Here is a 17,343-nt window from a genome sequence, read left to right on the forward strand (position 1 = left end):
ACGGGCGCGGGCGGCAGCCTATCCGGCGTGTTGGGCGGCGAACGCGAAGATGTGATCGGCAGCCTCGGCCAGATTGCCATCCAAGGTCGCCGGGGACTTCCCGCGCGGGGCGAAATCGTGGTTGCCGTCTTCGAGATAGCGGAGGGAGACACTGGACGGGAGCGTGACGGTCTCAAGCTCACTCCGGGAGCCGAAGGCATCGCGGTCGCCCTGGAGAACCAGAACCGGCCGTTTTGCCTCTTCGAGCGGCTGGAGGCGCCAGGGCGCGTCGGGCCGTCCGGTCGGATGAAACGGGTATCCCAGACAACAGATCCCCTTGACCCGGCCCGGAAGCGAACTCCCCCCGCCCAGCATGGCGGCGATCCGTCCGCCCATCGACTTGCCGCCGATCAGCAAAGGGCCTTCTGCCTCCTTCAGAAGGGATTGAAGCGCCGTCTGATACTCACCGATAAGGGTTTCAGCCTTGGGCGCAGGGCGCCTTTTGCCATCGGTCCGCCGCATGGCCATGTAGGAAAACTCGAACCGGGCAACGGCCACGCCGCGTTCGGCAAGGGCGGCGGCGATTTTCGTCATGAATGGGGAATCCATTGGGGCTCCCGCACCATGGGCAAGCAAGAGCGTTGCGATCGGGGCGGCGGCGGGGCGGCTCCAAAGCGGTAGGGGCATGGTGCGGTCATCCGTCAGATGGAAAGTGGCGCAAAGAAAAGCGATAATCTTGACGTTAGAGTATCTCCTGACGAACTTGACTCGCTCCGCGATCGTTCGAATTCAGGAGAGGATCCTCTAACGCGTTATAAGCGAGGGTGATTTTTCCAGGCCAGATCGGAGCGTGCCGCTTCAGCCTGACCGAGAATTGCTCTAGCGCGGCGGTGGTCCGCGCGCAAAGGGAAAACGCCGAAACGAGGGGAATATGCTGGACAGTCTCGACCCGAACACACTGCGTCTCGGTTTCTTCGCGGGGATCTTCGCCATCATGGCGTTGATCGAGGTGTTGCTCCCCAAGCGCGACCTTTCGGTCGCCCGGGCGTCGCGCTGGCCGACCAACTGGGGCATCGTGATACTTGACGCCGCGCTCGTCCGGCTGCTGTTTCCGATCGGCGGCATCGGCCTTGCCGCCCTCGCGGTTGAGCGCGGATGGGGACTGCTGCCCATGTTGGGCTGGCAAGGCGGGCTGCTGGCCGGTGTGTTCGCGTTTCTGGTGCTGGATTTCGCGGTCTGGTTCCAGCATTGGGCCGCCCACAAGATACCGGTCTTGTGGCGGATCCATCGCGTTCACCACGCCGATGGGGATGTGGATGTCACCACCGCCCTGCGGTTCCATCCCATCGAGATCCTGCTGTCCTTCTTGTGGAAGGCCGCTTTTATCCTTGCCTTGGGCGGCCCGGTTTGGGCGGTCATCGCCTTCGAAATCGTGTTGAACGGGGCAGCCATGTTCAATCATGCCAATGTGGCCTTGCCGAAATGGCTCGACAGGGGATTGCGCTGGCTGATCGTGACCCCGGACATGCACAGGGTCCATCACTCAGCCCGGGTCAGCGAAACGGACTCCAATTATGGCTTCAACCTGTCGATCTGGGATCGGATGTTCCGCACCTACACCGATCAGCCGCTGGGCGGTCATCGCGGCATGACAATCGGGCTGGATGCGGAAAGCGCCGATGGCGCGCGCAAGTTCGGATGGAGCCTTGCCTATCCGTTTCACCCGCTTAAACCGAAGAACCTCGATCAATAGAAACTCAACGGGAAGTATCTGAGATAGAGTTCCCTGTAAGTCCCGGACTGATGAACCTGGCGCAGGGCGAAGTTCAGCGCCTCAAGCTTCTCCTCGTCCTCCTTGCGCACGGCGATGGAAAGCCCTTCCGAGAAATAGCCCGGTTCCAGCCATGGCCCGCCGGCGAACTCGCAGCAATCCTGCGAGGTGTCGCCCCGGAGCCAAAAGGACAGGGACAGGCCGTCGCCGAAATAAGCGTCCGCTGATCCGTCCCGGACCGCATTGCGCGCGTCGATGGTGGTCTCGTGGCCCACGATCACGGCCTGCGGGAAAAAGCGCCGGGCGAAAAGATCGTGCCGCGTGCCGTTTGCAACCGCAATCCGGAGACCATTCAAGTTTCCTTCGTCAAAGCCTGCGGCATCGCCTTGGCGCACAACGAACCGGGCCGGCAGTTTCAAGTAGTCGTCTGTGAAGGCAAGGTCTTCAGCAAGAGCGGGATCGCGGGCGAGGCCGGAGATGATCGCGTTGCCTTCGTCTTCGCGCAGCGCCGGGAGCAAATCCTCGAAAGAGCGGATCCGCAGGGCGCAGGAGCTGTTGAGCTGCTGGCACATGGCACGCGCCAGATCGACGTTGAAACCGGTCAGGCGCCCGTCCAGGTCCCTGAACACGAATGGCGGATGATCGTCCGTGGCCAAAAAGCGGATGGTCTCCGGAAAATTCGCCGGGCGGCTTGCTGATGTCTTCGGATCCCAAAAGTTTGGAACAGACGGGGATTGCGAGAAGGCCGGCCCTATGCCGTTTGTTGCTGCAACCATAAAATATACAACTAGTAAAAATACAACTCTTGAATGAATTCGTTTACTATGCATTAATCTGTGGAAAACCTGATTCATATCGCTGTTATAGACGGTTAAGCCGGCACGAGGCCATCTCTGATTGGGGGGGAAGGGCATGGAGCCTTTACCGGAAGAGTTGCGCATTTTGAGTGCGCGCGGCGTATCCAGTTCGGTTTTGCAATCGGCTTCCAAGCTTGCCATGGATCAGGCTCTTTCCGCGTCTGAGGTGCTGGTGAAAGGCGGATATGTCTCCGAAGATACCCTCTATAGCGCGTTTGCCGAGTCCTGCGGCGTCCCGTTTTTGCCGCTTGGGTCCTTTCGGCCGCGCACAATCAATGACAATCCTTTGACCTTCGGGCACCCCGCGGTCGGACCCATGCTCATGGGGCTCGACAACGGCACCCCCGTCTATGTGATCACGCCACACTATGACCATTTTGAAGCGGTGCGAACCCTGTTGCGCCGGCACCCGGCCTTTGCCGGGCAGGTGCGGGTGACGGCCCCGGCCGTTATGGGCCATGCGCGCGCCCTGATGAATTCGCCAGCCACGGATCTGGAAACCCGGTATCCCGATTTGTCGGCCAAGCACCGTTCGAGCCGGAATCTGATATCGAGTTTTGTCATTGGCGGACTGCTGGCATCCGCCCTTCTGCTGGCGCCACTCGGCCTGTGGCTTGTCCTCTTCGTGGCGGCCCTGAGTACCGCCTGCTTGACATCGGGACTTGTCCGGATTGCAAGCGCACGGGCCAGCCTGGGGTCTTGCGCGCGTTTTGATCTGCCGGCGGCCTACAACGATCCGACCATAAGGTGGCCAGCCTATACGGTTCTGATCCCGCTCTACCGGGAAATGAACATCGTACCCGGTCTGGTGTATGCGGTCTCGCGGCTCGATTATCCGGCCGACCGGCTCCAGATCCTGTTTCTCCTTGAGTGTGACGACCTGGAAACGGCAGTTGCGCTTCGCCAACTTGACCTACCGGCGCATATGGAGATTGTCATTCTGCCGGACGGAGCGCCCCGAACCAAACCAAGGGCACTGTCGTATGGGCTGGTTCAGGCGCGCGGCGAATTCGTGACTGTCTTCGATGCTGAAGACCGGCCGGATCCGGATCAACTCAAGAAAGCGGCCGCGCTCTTTTCAGAATTGCCGCCTTATTTCGCCTGTTTGCAGGCCCGGCTGGAAATCGACAATGCGGATGACAGCTTCTTCTCGCGCCAGTTCGCGCTTGAATATGCCGGTCTCTTCGATCAGCTTCTTCCATGGTTCTTCCGGCGCGGACTCCCCTTTCCGTTAAGCGGGACGTCGAACCATTTTCGAAAGGACGCGCTGGATCATGTGGGGGGGTGGGATCGCCACAATGTGACCGAGGATGCGGATCTGGGCATCCGGCTCGCCCGCTTCCGCTACCGCACCGGCGTGTTTCCGAGCACCACCCGCGAGGAAGCTCCCGTGCGGTTCGCCAACTGGTTTGCCCAACGGGCCAGGTGGCACAAGGGCTGGCTTCAAACCATTAGCGTTCACATCCGGGATCCGCGGCTGCTGATTTCCGAACTGGGTGCGCGCGCCTGCTTGATCCTCGCCGGGTTCTATGGCGGAAGTTTCGTCCTGACCGCGCTTCATCCCGTCTTCGCCCTGCTCGTCCTCGCCTACGGGGCCGGACTGCTTGGCTTGCCCGCGCCGGAGACATGGGTGGGGGCGCTGTGTCTTTGGGTGGGCGGCATCGCGGCCGCTGTCGGATATGGCGGGGCCCTGCTGGCCGCGTGGATCGCGGCCGTCCGCACGGGGCTGCAGCCACGCCCGGCCGACTTGATCCTGATGCCGGTCTATTGGGTTTTCGCCGGATTGGCGTTCTACCGGTCTGTCTTCGAACTCGTGCGCTCGCCGTATCATTGGAACAAGACCGAGCATGGAGAGAGCAAGCGGCGGCAACGGGTGGCCTGAGACTGCGGCAACGCCGGGCACAAGGTCGGTGAGATTCGGGGAAAAACTGGAGCGGGTGAAGGGAATCGAACCCTCGTCTTAAGCTTGGGAAGCTTCTGCTCTACCATTGAGCTACACCCGCTTGCAGCTTACCTAATGCGGTGTCGCCCGACGGCTGTCAAGCGTTTCCAGAACATGTCAACGCGTCTTTTGAGCTCCCCAGAAGCTGTCCAGAAGCTCCCCAGAAGCTCCCATTCGGACACGCGTCGCTGCGCGAAGTGAAACCGACCCGGGCGAGCGAACTGAAGGCTTGCACATTCGCCGACAAATCGCCATGTTCCGCCCGCACTTCAAGCGCTGGATCATTCAACAGGCGATCGGCTTTCGGGCGAAGGCCGTGCGCGGCTTGCCGTCCGCCCCTGGATCCGGTGCGCGGTCAACATCGAGGTCAGGTGAGCGCATGCGGGAAAAGGTCAAGGCTCTGGTCACATCGCGCCGGTGGGAACAGGTTATCATCGGGTTGATCGTCGTGAACGCGGTCACTCTGGGATTGGAGACCAGCAGCCTGGTCATGGCGGCGATCGGCGACTATCTCATCGCCTTCGACCGCTTTATCCTGGGCGTGTTTGTGGTCGAGATCGTCTTGCGCATTTATGCCCATGGCCTGCGCTTCTTCAAGGATCCTTGGAGCATCTTCGATTTCACCATCGTCGCGATCTCTCTGGTCCCGGCCAGCGGTCCGCTCTCCGTGATGCGCGCGCTGCGGATCTTGCGTGTCTTGCGCCTTATCTCGGTGGTGCCGTCGCTTCGGCGTGTGATCGGTGGCCTGATGGCCGCTTTGCCGGGCATGGGGTCCATCGTGGTGCTGATGGCACTGGTGTTCTATGTGTTCGCCGTCATGGCCACGAAGCTGTTCGGCGCTTCATTCCCCGATTGGTTCGGCGACCTTGGCAAGTCCATCTACACCCTGTTCCAGATCATGACCCTGGAAAGCTGGTCCATGGGCATCGTGCGGCCCGTGATGGAGGTTTACCCCTATTCCTGGTTGTTCTTCGTGCCGTTCATCTTGTCGACGGCCTTCACGGTGCTCAACCTGTTCATCGGGATTATCGTCTCTGCCATGCAGGAGGAGCACGAAGCCGAGGCGGACGCGGACCGGCGCGCCATCCACACGGAGGCCGAGCACATTCTGACGGAGGTGCGGGCGCTTCGGTCCGAGGTCCAGGATCTGCGGGCGCAATTGGGCAAGTAAACGGCTGGCCCGGCCGGCCGGTCGCGGCGGCCCGCCGTCAGTCAGCACAAGGGCCGGGCGCTCAGCGATCCGGATCCGGCCGGCCGGCACCCAGATGAGCTTGCAACAGGTCCGCTATATCCGTTTCCGGGCCTTCGACGGTCAGCCTGACGCCCTTCTCCGTATAGTCCCGGGCGCGCACGGTGAGTGCCAGTGCCGCCACGCGCCGCTCCAGCTCCGAGCTGTCGGCGAACCCCGTTTCGACCGCCGCGCTTGCCTGCCTTTGGAACGGAACCAGCGCGGCCTGTTCGATCGCGTTTTGAACGGCACCGGAATAGGCGCGCGCGAGGCCGCCGCCACCCAATTTGATGCCGCCGAAATAGCGCACGATCAACACGGCGCAATTGATCAGACCGGCGCCTTGAAGCACCTTCAACGCCGGCATGCCGGAGGTGCCCGACGGCTCCCCGTCATCCTTCGCGCTTTCCTCGATCCGCCCGTCGTCGAGGAGCCGCCGGTGCGCGGTGACGATGTGATTGGCCTTCGGATGCGCCTTGCGAAGGGCGGTCAAGCGCTCGTCAAAGGACGCCACGGGGACGAGATGGGCCAGGAAGCGGGATTTCCGGTCTTCCAGAAACCCCTCGAACGCATGGGTGATCGTGAAAAGGCCGGTCACGGTTTCAGGACGGCACCTTGAAATGCTTGGAAAGCTTCAGCGCCTGACCCTGATAGTTCGAGCCAATGCCTTCGCCATAGAGGCTGTGCGGGCGCTCCGCCATCCGCTCATAGACCAGACGGCCGACCGTCTGACCGTGTTCGACGATGAACGGCACATCGTGGGACCGGACTTCCAGAACGGCCCGGGATCCGATGCCGCCGGCATGTTCGTTGCCGAAGCCGGGATCGAAGAAGCCGGCATAGTGGACCCGGAACTCTCCGACAAGCGGATCGAAAGGCACCATTTCCGCCGCATAGTCCGGCGGCACGTGGACCGCTTCCTGGCTGACCAGGATGTAGAATTCATTGGGGTCGAGGATCAGGTCGGGCGTGTTGCGCCGGTAAATCGGCTCCCAGAAGTCGAGCGGATCCTGCGCGCCGGTCACATCGACATCGATCAGACCGGAATGGCTTTTTGCCCGGTACCCGACAAGGCTGCCGGGACCCTCGCCCTTGAGATCGATGGACAACTGAACCCCGCCGCCGATCCGTTCGTTTCCGCCGCTGACCAGGGTGTGGTCGTTGTGAATGGCTTCCAGCTCGCTGTCCGGGATGCGGCTGTCGCCACGCCGGAAGCGGATCTGGCTCAGCCGTGAGCCGGTGCGCACCAGGATCGGGAAGGTCAGAGGCGAGATCTCCGCATAGAGCGGGCCCTGATAGCCCGCGGGCACCGTGTCGAACGCGATTCCCTTGTCGGTGATCACCCGGGTGAAAACATCGAGCCGGCCCGTGGAACTCTTCGGATTGGCCGTGGCGGAAATGTCAGCGGGCAGATCGAGGCTTTCCTGCAGCGGAACGATGTAAACGCATCCTGTTTCGAGGACCGCGCCGTTCCGCAAGTCCATGGTGTGCAGTTCCAGCGCGTCGAGTTTCGACGAGACGCTGACATCGGGTCCGGGCAGGAAGCTGGCGCGCACGCGAAAGGCTGTGCGTCCCAGGCGCAGGTCCAGACTGGCCGGCTGGATCTGACCGTCCAGCGGCGGGTGTTCGGAAGTGATGGCGCCGTGGGCGAACATGGTCTCGATCATGTGCGCGGGTAAAATGCCGCCGTGCCGCTCGCTCATTCGCCTGTCCTCACTCTCGCTGCAACCTGCCCTTCGTGATTACCGGATCGGGTATGATCCGCCAACCGCAATTGTCCGGTTTTGCAGCGCGGGCCGGTGGCGCCGGTGATGGATTTGACGCATTCGCGCTTTTCCCGTATGTGGATCTTCCGATCCGTGGTGATTTGAGCCGGCCGGCTTGCAGCCACGTTAAACAAGTAGCTAAAAAGGCCGGGTTGCGAAAAACCCCGGTCCAGGCCGGGGTTTTTGCATTTGGAGTGGCAGAAGATGACGAACAAGACGAACGGCGGCGGACGCACGCTGCGCCCGGCAACCCAACTGGTGCATGGCGGCACCATGCGCTCTCCCTTCGGAGAGACGTCGGAGGCCTTGTTCCTGACCCAGGGGTTTGTTTATGCCGGGGCGGAGGCCGCCGAGGCGCGCTTTAATGGCGAAGATCCCGGGTTCGTCTATTCCCGCTATGCAAATCCGACGGTCCAGATGTTCGAGGACCGGATGAAGGCGCTGGAAGGGGCGGAAGCCGCGCGCGCGACGGCAAGCGGAATGGCGGCCGTCAACCTCGCACTGATGGCCAGCGTGCGGGCGGGCGATCATGTGGTCGCCGCCAAGGCGCTTTTCGGCTCCTGCCGCTACATTTGCGAGACGCTTCTGCCCCGGTTCGGCGTGGAAACGACGCTGGTGGATGGCACGGATCTGGACCAGTGGCAGCGCGCCGTGCGCCCGAATACCAAAGCACTGTTTCTGGAAAGCCCAACCAACCCGACGCTGGAGGTGATCGACATCGCGGCCGTCGCCGAAATCGCCCATTCGGTCGGGGCGCGGCTGATTGTCGACAACGTGTTCGCCACGCCGCTCTATCAGGCGCCGCTCAAGCTTGGCGCGGATGTTGTGATCTATTCCGCCACCAAGCATATCGATGGGCAGGGCCGCTGTCTGGGCGGCATTGTCCTGTCGGATCAGGAGTGGATCACGGAGGAGGTCATGCCCTTCGTGAAACATACCGGCCCCCATATGAGCCCGTTCAATGCCTGGGTTTTGCTGAAGGGGCTGGAAACGCTGCCTCTGCGGGTTGATCGGCAATCGTCCACCGCGGCCCGCATCGCCGATTTTCTGTCCGCTCAAGGCAAGGTTGCCCGCCTGATCTATCCGGGCCGGGCGGATCATCCGCAAGCCGCGGTCGCCAAGCGGCAGATGACCGGGGGGTCCACCATGCTCGCTTTTGAGATCGCTGGAGGCAAGGAGGCTGCTTTCCGGTTTACCAACGCGCTCGATGTCATCCGCATTTCCAACAATCTGGGCGATGCCAAAAGCCTGATCACCCACCCGGCGACAACCACACACCAATCGATCGGGGAAGCGGCGCGGGCGGAGCTCGGGATTTCCGACGGAATCTTGCGCCTGTCGGTCGGCCTGGAGGATCCGGAGGACCTGCTGGAAGATATCGCCGAAGCTTTGAACGCCGTGTGACCGCGCCGGCCCTCAGGTCTTGAGGGTGGCGCCCGCCAGGACGATGCGAGCGGCGGCCGAAACGAAACAGATCGCGGCGAAGCCCCAGGCCAGCCAGGCGAACCCGGCCGGCCACAGGCACATGACAAGGAACAGGCCGATGGTTTCGGCCCCTTCCGCGATCCCGGTCAGGTAATACAAGGATTTTGTTCCTTGCGCGGCGGTCGTTTGGCCCCGCTTGGCGGCCATGATGGCGTAGGCGAGGAAGGCGGAGCCGTTCGCGTAGAAGCTGAAGAGCAGGGCGGCGGCGGCCAGCGCGTTGGACGCCGGATCATGAAGCGCGAAGCCGAAGGGCAGGGCGCCATAGAACACGAAATCCAGGACGATATCGAGATACCCGCCGAGATCCGTCTTGCGTGTTGCCCGCGCGATCGCGCCGTCCAGTCCGTCGGCCAGCCGGTTCAGCACGACGAGCGCGAACGCGAGCAGAAATTGTCCGAAGACCACGGCCAGGGCCGCGCCGAGCCCGAGACAGAACCCGGTGACTGTCATCGCGTTGGCGCTGACCCCGAGCCGGGCCAGCGCGGCCCCCATGCGGGTCAGGGGCGGATCGATGAGAGGGCGCAATCTGGCGTCGAACATGGCGGATCCATATCTTGGGATTATCGGCCATACATGCGAAAAGGTCGGAAAATCAACAAGCCAATCCCTTTCACGGATGCGGCATCAGCCCTATAAGCGGTGTTATGTTGACCGATTACGAAAGGTACACGGCCAAAAGGCCGGAGCTCGACACAATGTATCGCGCAGTCACGAATGGTATTCAGGTTTCCGTTGAACCGTTTTACCTGGATGAGGAATCGCAACCCGAAGCCGGGCAGTATATCTGGGCCTATATGGTCGAAATCCGCAATGAAAGCGCGGAAGCCGTCCAGTTGAAATCCCGTTTCTGGCAGATAACCGATGCGCTGGGGCGCGTCGAAGAGGTGCGCGGTCCGGGTGTCGTCGGCGAGCAACCCGTGATCCAGCCGGGCGAAACCTATGAATATTCCTCCGGGTGTCCGTTGAAGACCACCTCCGGCATCATGGTGGGCAGCTATAGCATGGAGCGTCCGGACGGAAGCGTGTTCGACGTTGAAATTCCGGCTTTCTCGCTCGACCTTCCCGACGCCGTGCGCAGCGTGAATTAGAAGCTCCAGGGTCTTCCACAACACCGGATGGGCTACCGTCTCAGGTGCGGTGGCCGGTTTCTGGCCGGTTTCTGGCCGGGTTTTGCTGCTGGGTGCGGGGCTGACAGGCGCTTTTCAGTGTTTCGCTGCCGCCTGATCCAGGATCCAGCCGGTGAGCGCTGAAAGCGCGCCTTCGGCATAGGCTGTCCTTCCGGAAAGGACAAACAGCCCCTGTTTCCAGACCGGCATCTCCTCCGCGAGTTGATAATTGAACAGCGGGGCTTTCAAAAGCCCGTGTGTCGCCTTCTCGATCATGAGGATGTCCGCCGGGGCGTCCGCCGGGGCACCGCGGGCTCGAAGGATCGCGCTATACTGTCTTTGATTGGCATGGGGATCGATGTTGAGATCCTCGCCGCCATGCATAATCAGAAGCGGCGTGACCACGGACTCCAAGTCCTTCGTCGCGTCCGCGCCCATGTTGCGGACGACGAAGCCGAAGCGGTCCTCCGACATGATGGCGGAACCCTTTGGCAGGCCGCTCAGATAGGCTTGATAGGAATAGCCTGGCTGCGCCATGCGTTTGTTCCGTGCGGCCTGATCCGCAAGTGCGCGCGCGATCTCTTGCGGTTCATGGCCCGCCCGTTCCATGCGCGTGCGGCTATAGTAAGCGCCCTGGCTTTGCCAGTTCAGCGCCGCGCCGATCAGCACGTGAAAGTCAGCGGCATGGGCTTGCCGTGCCAGTTTTGGAAGCACCCAGCCCGCTTGGGAAAAGCCAAGGGTGCCGAGCGGAAGGCCGGCCATGTCAGGAAGGCTTCGAACCCGGACGCCGGCGGCTGCCGCTTCTTGCGCCCGGTCCTCCATCGTTTGGTCGAGCCAGTTGCCGCCGCTGTGTCCGATCCCCGGTTTGTCCCATGTGTAGACGGCAATCCTGTGATCGAGAAGGGTGTTGATCAGGGGCTGGTAGGCACCGCCCGACAGACGGTCCTGCGGTCCGTCCCCATGGACCAGCAAGACGGCCGCCAGAGCGGGAGCCTGCCCGGGGCTGTAAAGAGTTCCGGACAACCGTACCCCGTCATGGGCAAAGCCCACGTCCAGCGCCCGGTGTTCGGACAGATCGAAATCACCCAGCCCGGACAGGCCCAACATCGCAACCAGCCCGCAAACCAGCACGGCGCAAGCCAGCAAAAGAACCCGTTTCACCTTCGAGCCGGAAAATGCGGCCAATTACAGTGTCCGGTGGCGGGCTTGGGCAGCGCGTTCGATCGCGGCCACCGTAAGCTTGTCGAGGGAAAAACGGTCACGAAGCATTTGCAGAAGCCGCAGTTCTTCCTGACGCAGATTCAGGTCCGCCGCCGCGACATCGACGGCCACCGCATAGGCGGTGTCATAGAATTTGGTCGGCAGGGTCTCGGCAATCAGCGTCAGGACCCGGTCCAGCCCGTTGGCTTCCTGCAGGACAGCGCCGCAGTCCTGGGCGGTGCTGAGGATGTCATCGGCGTTGTAGCCTTTGAACACCGGCAGGGTCTTGACGATCTCCCCGATGGAAGCCAATTCGCTGTCCGTCATGCTGCTGTCCGCGGCGGACATCAGGACCATGACGTAGATGAGGGCTTCCTGGATGGTGATATCTTTGTTCATGCGATGCGGGACCTTGGGTTGGATAGCCTTGACCAGATGGCTTATCCGTTCGTGCGGCGCGCATCAAGCCAGGTCTGCAAGACATTTGATTGACGCGGCGCTTGCGCTTTTCTAGTGTCGCCGCGCCCGGCTGGTCTGACGTCACCTGTTTCCCGCCACCCGCGCTTTCCTCATCGACAAAACAGAACCGAACCTCATCATGACCGATCGTCTCCTGCCCCCGCTCGACATTTCGCCTGCCCTTGTGGAGGCGGCACAGTCTTCCAAGGCCTGGCCGTTCGAGGAAGCGCGCAAATTGATCAAGCGGGTCGCGAAACGCGATCCATCCCAGCCGGTTCTGTTTGAAACCGGTTACGGCCCGTCGGGCCTTCCCCATATCGGGACATTCGGCGAAGTGGCCCGGACCACCATGGTCCGCACCGCCTTTCGCCTGCTGACCGGGGACAAGATCCCGACCCGGCTGCTGTGCTTCTCCGACGATATGGACGGTATGCGCAAGATCCCGGAAAACGTGCCGGACCGTTCCGCGCTCGAACCCTATCTGCAGATGCCGCTCACGGTTGTTCCGAACCCGTTCGGCGGCGGCCACAAGAGCTTTGGCGATCACAACAACGCCATGCTTTGCCGCTTCCTCGACACGTTCGGCTTTGACTACGAGTTCGCCAGCGCGACGGAGTATTACAAGTCCGGTAAGTTCGACGCGATCCTGCTGCGTGCGGCCGAGCGCTACCAGAAGCTGATGGACGTGATGCTGCCGACGCTGGGCGAAGAGCGGCAGGCGACCTATTCGCCATTCCTTCCGATCTCGCCGTCATCGGGCCGCGTTCTTTATGTGCCGATGAAGGACGTGAACGCGAAGGAGGGCACGATCACGTTCGCGGACGAGGACGGGACCGATGTCACGCTTCCCGTGACGGGCGGCAATGTGAAGCTGCAGTGGAAGCCGGACTTCGGCGCGCGCTGGGCCGCGCTGGATGTCGATTTCGAAATGTTCGGCAAGGACCACGGCCCGAACATGGAGCTTTACGACAAGATATGTAAGGTTTTGGGCGGGACGCCTCCCGAGCACTACGTCTATGAATTGTTCCTCGACGACAAGGGCGAGAAGATCTCCAAGTCCAAGGGCAACGGCCTGACCATCGATGAATGGTTGACCTATGCACCGACGGAAAGTCTGTCGCTTTACATGTTCCAGAAGCCGAGGACCGCGAAGAAGCTCTACTTCGATGTGATCCCGAAGGCGGTGGACGAGTATTTCAGCCATCTGGGGGCGTTCGAACGCCAGGATGACAAGGGCCGGCTGTCCAATCCCGTTTGGCACATCCATTCGGGCAACCCGCCGGTGTCGAACGCCAGCGGTGTACCGTTTTCCATGTTGCTGAACCTGGTGTCGGCATCCAATGCGGAAAACAAGGATGTGTTGTGGGCGTTCATCACCCGCTACGCGCCGGGCGTCACGGCTGACAGCAATCCGAAGCTGGACGAACTGGTCGGCTATGCCATCCGCTATTTCGACGATTTCGTGAAGCCCGCCAAGTCGTTCAAAACGCCTGATGATGTCGAGCGCGGGGCGCTCGAGGACCTCGACGCCAAGCTGGCCGCTTTGCCCGAGGACGCGGATGGAGCCGTGATTCAGGACGCGGTTCTGGATGTCGCTCGCGGGATCGAGCGCTATCAGGATCCCGACAAGAAAGGTCCGGACGGCGGACCCGGCGTTTCGGTGGCCTGGTTCTCGGCCCTATATCAACTGCTTCTGGGGCAGGAGAAGGGGCCGCGCTTCGGTTCCTTCGTGGCACTTTACGGGATCGGCGAGACCAGAGCCCTGATCGCCAAGGCGCTTTCGGGCGAGCTGACCAGCGCCGCCTGAACCGGGAACAAAATGGATCCCCGGGGGATGGCTATAAATTATCCGACCGGGTCGTCCGCAGATCTGCCGGCGGCGATGGCATTTGCGGCTGTTCGCCGGTCGAAGGGCCATCGGACGGACGGGCGGGGACGTCTTCGAGGAACGAGCGCCCGTCCCCGGCGATGATATCGGGCAGGTCCGGGATATCGGCCAGGCTGTCGATCGTCACCGGATCGGCCAACGGGTCCAGCCCGTCCGCTTTCCATTGGCCGAGTTTCCGTTCCCTGGCCTCCCGTTCCACATCGGCAAAGCCCGGAGGTGCGGTCTCGGCCGGGGTCGCCCAGCCATACCGCACCAGCCATTCGCCAAGATCGATGCGCCCGCGCTGGCAGGTTGCGGTGATTTCGCCCGGCCCGGTTTCGTCGATCTTCTCGCACTCGATTTTCAGCTGCCTCAACAGACCGCGCATCGCGGTGCGCGCCCGTGCGCCGCAGGGCCAGGTGTCCCCGCTGTCCGTCCGGCATGACTGGTCCGCCCCCAATGGGGTCACATGGGCGATCCTGACGAGAATATCGCCCGTATCGATCGTGCCGGCATCCAGAACCTGAACCCGCGAGAATTCCAGGGGGCCGGGGGGAACCGGCGGCCGGGGCGGGTTCCTGTTTTCCAGATAGGCCTCGGATGGCGCAACGCGGGTCAGCGGACCGCTCACCGGGGGCGGGGTGACCCCGTCCGGTGAGACATTGCGCAGCATGCCGGGAATGGGCGCGGCGCTTTGTGCCGCGAGCGAACCGGTATCGGCCTCCTGTCCGGCCGGAGATGAGTGGGCCGGAGAGGATAGCGGCTGCAGATCTGCGGCCCTGCCGCGCTCTTCATGATCGGGAACGGCAGGAGGCGGCACGAACAGGAGCCAGCCAAGCGCTGCAGCGGACGCGCACAGGACCAGGACAGGCATGACAAGTGGGTGGAGCCGCATGGTGAAACCGCATTGCCGCAGATCATTGGCTGGCCCAGACGATTCGCGCCATCCAATCGACACCGGGCCTGCCGAGAGAATACCGTCTTTCGGGGCTGGTTAGCGAGGAGAATTCGAGCCGTGTCGAGGTCTGCCGGTGGAAACGGGTCAGTTGCAATTCTCCCGAGGCCAGTTGAACGGCCACCTTGTCGCCCCGCCGGATGGCGGTGCCCGGCGCCACGATCAGCACATCGCCATACCGGTACGACGGTGAAAACCGGTCATCCGACATCTCGATGGCAAACAGCTTCTGGTGCTCTTGATCCGGAAAATTGATCTGATCCCAGAAGGTCCCGGAGGGGCTTCCAGCGGCGTCGAAGCTGGTTCGATTTTCGTGGATATCCCGGAAGGCGGCCAGCGGAACAGCCCGTGTGCCAGGGCTCGTGACCGGACCGGCAAGGGAACCAGATTCGTTTTCGTCGGGCTCCTTGCTGGTTTGAACGGTGGCCGCAAAGATATGAAACGGTTCTCCGGTCGCTTCGAGGATCTTGGCAAGCGATTCCGTCGATGGCCAGCGTGGACGTCCATCTCCGGCGAACCGTTTTGACGGATTGAAAGTTGTCGGGTCCAGACCGGCACGGCGCGCTAGTCCCGATGGGGTCAGACCCTTGCGGGTCGCAAGCGCATCTATTGCGGCCCAAATCTTGTTGTGTGAAAGCATGGTGTGGCTCTGGTCGCGTCAGGCAAGGACCCTTGGGTGAATGGAACGGCTGGACAGCGTATGCCGGCTGCATCCGGATCGCGCAGGCGGTCAAGCTGGCAAACGCGACAGCGGCACGAAGATCCCCCTGTTGGGCGACAGAATGGGGCGAGAAAGGTGCTGCTGCGGAAGCTGTTGACCCGGTACTGAACCGGGGAGCGCGGACGCCTGCCGGCGCAACCGGTATGCACTGCGGGATTTGCTGTGCCTCCCCTTGCCATGTGTCTCAAGACAGAATCCATCAATTCGCCCAGGAAGCACAAGGAATATTTACCTGAGCCTCCATGATTTGATCGGTAAATATTCCTGTTCTTCTGTTGCCGGCCCGAGCGGTGCCGGCGGCCTGTTCTTCGAGCCCATCCTGGGCTATAGGGTCTGCACCCCGGCCGGACCAGCCGGACGGAATGAATTGCCAAAGGAGCTGTCCACGCCCATGCCGCTCGTTTTCAAGATTGTGCCGCGCCCTCTTTGGACTGATGCGCTGGCGAAGGGCCAGTTCGATGGCGCGCCGATCGATCTTGAGGATGGCTACATCCATTTTTCGGCGGCCGATCAGGTTCGCGAGACGGCGGCCAAGCACTTCGCAGGGCAGGACGATCTTCTGCTCGTGGCCTGCGATACGGCCGTCTTGGGCAGCCGCTTGAAATGGGAGCCTTCGCGCGGGGGGGCCTTGTTTCCCCATTACTACGGGTCGCTTCCGGTGAGCGCTGCGGTTTGGGTCAAGGATCTGCCGCTGGATACCCATGGCTGTCATGTTTTTCCGGATCTTGATCAATGAGCGGCGCGTTTTTGAACAGGCTCGCTCTGGCGGCGCTTCATCGCTTGGACGCTGAAACCGCCCATCGCGTGACGATCCGGCTGTTGTCGAGCGGGCTTCTCGGGCGCGCGCCGATTGAGCCGGACGCGCGCCTGGAGTGCCGTTTCTGGGATCTTCAGTTTCCCAATCCGCTCGGCATGGCGGCCGGTTTCGACAAGGACGGCGAAGTCCCCGACGCCTTGCTGAAACTCGGGTTTGGATACACGGAAATCGGCTCTGTCACGCCGAAGCCGCAGCCCGGGAACCCCAAGCCCCGTGTGTTCCGCCTGCCCGCGGACGAAGGGGTCATCAACCGGTTCGGTTTCAACAATCAAGGCCATGACGCTTTGCGCAGCCGTCTGGAGCGCCGGACCGGCCACCGGGGTATTGTCGGGATCAATGTCGGGGCCAACAAGGATGCCACGGACCGGATCGCGGATTATGTGACCGGGATCGAACGCTTCGCGGATCTTGCATCCTACTTTACGGTCAACATCTCCTCGCCGAACACGCCGGGGCTGAGGGATCTGCAGGCCCGCGGCGCGCTTTCGGATCTGTTGACCGGTGTGATCGGCGCGCGGGACGAAGCCGCCGACAGATTTGGCCGCACGGTCCCGGTTCTGTTGAAGATCGCGCCCGATGTGGATCAAGGCGGATTGAGTGATATCTGTGAAGAGGTCCTGCTGAAGGGCGTCGATGGATTGATCGTGTCCAACACCACGCTGTCCCGTGATCATCTGAAACCGGCCCCGGCTGTCTCGGAAACCGGTGGCCTGTCCGGGCGCCCCCTGTTTCGCCGCTCCACCATCGTTCTGGCTCAGGCGCGCAAGCTCCTCGGACCCGAGGTCCCGATCATCGGAGTGGGGGGCATTGACAGCGCGGATGCGGCCTGGACCAAAATCACCGCCGGTGCGGACTTGCTTCAGCTTTATTCGGCCCTGGTGTTTAAGGGACCGGCGCTTGTCGCCGGCATTTTGAGCGGACTGAGCCGCAAGCTTGATCAGGAGGGGCTGGCTTCCCTGCGGGAGGCGCGGGATGTCAATGTCGAGGCCTGGTCGACGGCGGCCCCCTGATTCGGCTGATCGCGAGGCGATCTAATCGTGTCAGGAGCTGCGGTCCGCGAAGGTGTTGATTTTCACTGAGAACTGACCCGGTAAGGCCCGATTTTTTCACTGAGAACTGACCCATGTTTAAACCCACCCCTGCGTGATTTCGGCGGGGGACGACGGAGTGATAGACATGGCGTTGTTGAG

At 62.1% G+C, this 17,343-nt stretch carries 17 protein-coding genes, 1 tRNA gene and 1 riboswitch; of the genes, 8 read left to right on the forward strand and 10 right to left on the reverse strand.

Going from position 1 to position 17,343, the window contains the following annotated elements; all coding sequences use genetic code 11:
* Window positions 1–18: 18 nt before the first annotated feature.
* Window positions 19–666 carry an alpha/beta family hydrolase gene (locus F0184_RS13435; RefSeq protein WP_150496694.1) on the reverse strand — a complete coding sequence of 216 codons (648 nt, stop codon included), beginning with the start codon at window positions 664–666 and terminating at the stop codon, window positions 19–21.
* 244 nt (window positions 667–910) lie between these two features.
* Here F0184_RS13435 and F0184_RS13440 point away from each other — a divergent pair, with 244 nt between their 5' ends.
* Window positions 911–1,732: a sterol desaturase family protein gene (locus tag F0184_RS13440; RefSeq protein WP_208998471.1), complete on the forward strand. Its 822-nt coding sequence runs from the start codon at window positions 911–913 to the stop codon at window positions 1,730–1,732.
* On the opposite strand, the gene F0184_RS13445 is transcribed toward F0184_RS13440, so the two are convergent.
* Window positions 1,726–2,406, reverse strand: coding sequence for a transporter substrate-binding domain-containing protein (locus tag F0184_RS13445; RefSeq protein ID WP_208998472.1), 681 nt, complete (start codon window positions 2,404–2,406; stop codon window positions 1,726–1,728). The genes F0184_RS13440 and F0184_RS13445 overlap by 7 nt on opposite strands.
* A gap of 256 nt (window positions 2,407–2,662) precedes the next feature.
* On the opposite strand from F0184_RS13445, the gene F0184_RS13450 reads away from it, so the two are divergent.
* Window positions 2,663–4,489 (forward strand): glycosyltransferase family 2 protein, encoded by a 1,827-nt coding sequence (locus F0184_RS13450; protein WP_150496696.1) that lies wholly within the window; start codon window positions 2,663–2,665, stop codon window positions 4,487–4,489.
* A 47-nt stretch (window positions 4,490–4,536) separates the two neighbouring features.
* Here F0184_RS13450 and F0184_RS13455 read toward each other — a convergent pair.
* A tRNA-Gly gene (locus F0184_RS13455) sits at window positions 4,537–4,610 on the reverse strand.
* A 318-nt stretch (window positions 4,611–4,928) separates the two neighbouring features.
* On the opposite strand from F0184_RS13455, the gene F0184_RS13460 reads away from it, so the two are divergent.
* Window positions 4,929–5,720 carry an ion transporter gene (locus F0184_RS13460; protein ID WP_150496740.1) on the forward strand — a complete coding sequence of 264 codons (792 nt, stop codon included), beginning with the start codon at window positions 4,929–4,931 and terminating at the stop codon, window positions 5,718–5,720.
* A 61-nt stretch (window positions 5,721–5,781) separates the two neighbouring features.
* Here F0184_RS13460 and F0184_RS13465 read toward each other — a convergent pair whose 3' ends face one another.
* Both F0184_RS13465 and F0184_RS13470 read right to left on the reverse strand, forming a co-directional pair.
* Window positions 5,782–6,375 (reverse strand): IMPACT family protein, encoded by a 594-nt coding sequence (locus F0184_RS13465; RefSeq protein ID WP_150496697.1) that lies wholly within the window; start codon window positions 6,373–6,375, stop codon window positions 5,782–5,784.
* 4 nt (window positions 6,376–6,379) lie between these two features.
* Complete coding sequence (locus F0184_RS13470) at window positions 6,380–7,480, reverse strand: 2'-deoxycytidine 5'-triphosphate deaminase (protein ID WP_150496698.1); 1,101 nt, start codon at window positions 7,478–7,480, stop codon at window positions 6,380–6,382.
* Between the two features lie 146 nt (window positions 7,481–7,626).
* A riboswitch (SAM riboswitch) is annotated at window positions 7,627–7,706 on the forward strand.
* A 41-nt stretch (window positions 7,707–7,747) separates the two neighbouring features.
* Here F0184_RS13470 and F0184_RS13475 point away from each other — a divergent pair.
* Window positions 7,748–8,947, forward strand: a complete 1,200-nt coding sequence (locus tag F0184_RS13475) for an O-succinylhomoserine sulfhydrylase (protein WP_150496699.1) — start codon at window positions 7,748–7,750, stop codon at window positions 8,945–8,947.
* A gap of 12 nt (window positions 8,948–8,959) precedes the next feature.
* Here the strand turns inward: F0184_RS13475 and F0184_RS13480 are convergent, their stop codons facing one another.
* Window positions 8,960–9,568, reverse strand: coding sequence for a CDP-alcohol phosphatidyltransferase family protein (locus F0184_RS13480; RefSeq protein ID WP_150496700.1), 609 nt, complete (start codon window positions 9,566–9,568; stop codon window positions 8,960–8,962).
* A gap of 155 nt (window positions 9,569–9,723) precedes the next feature.
* Here F0184_RS13480 and apaG point away from each other — a divergent pair, with 155 nt between their 5' ends.
* The gene (gene apaG / locus F0184_RS13485; RefSeq protein WP_150496701.1) at window positions 9,724–10,116 is read left to right on the forward strand and encodes a Co2+/Mg2+ efflux protein ApaG; all 393 of its coding nucleotides are present in this window, start codon (window positions 9,724–9,726) and stop codon (window positions 10,114–10,116) included.
* Window positions 10,117–10,230: 114 nt separating this feature from the next.
* On the opposite strand, the gene F0184_RS13490 is transcribed toward apaG, so the two are convergent.
* Together F0184_RS13490 and F0184_RS13495 are read right to left on the reverse strand one after the other, a co-directional pair.
* Entirely contained in the window at window positions 10,231–11,319 is a 1,089-nt protein-coding gene (locus F0184_RS13490; RefSeq protein ID WP_208998473.1) for an alpha/beta hydrolase family protein, read from the reverse strand.
* Window positions 11,320–11,733, reverse strand: coding sequence for a tellurite resistance TerB family protein (locus F0184_RS13495; protein WP_150496702.1), 414 nt, complete (start codon window positions 11,731–11,733; stop codon window positions 11,320–11,322).
* 199 nt (window positions 11,734–11,932) lie between these two features.
* Here F0184_RS13495 and F0184_RS13500 point away from each other — a divergent pair, with 199 nt between their 5' ends.
* A complete protein-coding gene (locus tag F0184_RS13500; protein WP_150496703.1) occupies window positions 11,933–13,600 on the forward strand; it encodes a lysine--tRNA ligase in 1,668 nt (555 codons plus the stop codon).
* Between the two features lie 31 nt (window positions 13,601–13,631).
* On the opposite strand, the gene F0184_RS13505 is transcribed toward F0184_RS13500, so the two are convergent.
* Both F0184_RS13505 and F0184_RS13510 read right to left on the reverse strand, forming a co-directional pair.
* Entirely contained in the window at window positions 13,632–14,555 is a 924-nt protein-coding gene (locus tag F0184_RS13505; RefSeq protein ID WP_150496704.1) for a thermonuclease family protein, read from the reverse strand.
* Window positions 14,556–14,577: 22 nt separating this feature from the next.
* A complete protein-coding gene (locus tag F0184_RS13510; protein ID WP_150496705.1) occupies window positions 14,578–15,255 on the reverse strand; it encodes a S24 family peptidase in 678 nt (225 codons plus the stop codon).
* Between the two features lie 472 nt (window positions 15,256–15,727).
* On the opposite strand from F0184_RS13510, the gene F0184_RS13515 reads away from it, so the two are divergent.
* Both F0184_RS13515 and F0184_RS13520 read left to right on the forward strand, forming a co-directional pair.
* Complete coding sequence (locus F0184_RS13515) at window positions 15,728–16,072, forward strand: DUF952 domain-containing protein (protein WP_150496706.1); 345 nt, start codon at window positions 15,728–15,730, stop codon at window positions 16,070–16,072.
* A complete protein-coding gene (locus tag F0184_RS13520) occupies window positions 16,069–17,163 on the forward strand; it encodes a quinone-dependent dihydroorotate dehydrogenase (protein WP_150496707.1) in 1,095 nt (364 codons plus the stop codon). Before F0184_RS13515 ends, F0184_RS13520 begins: the two co-directional genes overlap by 4 nt.
* The last annotated feature ends 180 nt before the right edge of the window (window positions 17,164–17,343 follow it).

This window comes from Roseibium aquae, from assembly GCF_008711285.1.
In the GTDB taxonomy this organism is placed as follows: Bacteria; Pseudomonadota; Alphaproteobacteria; order Rhizobiales; family Stappiaceae; genus Roseibium; species Roseibium aquae.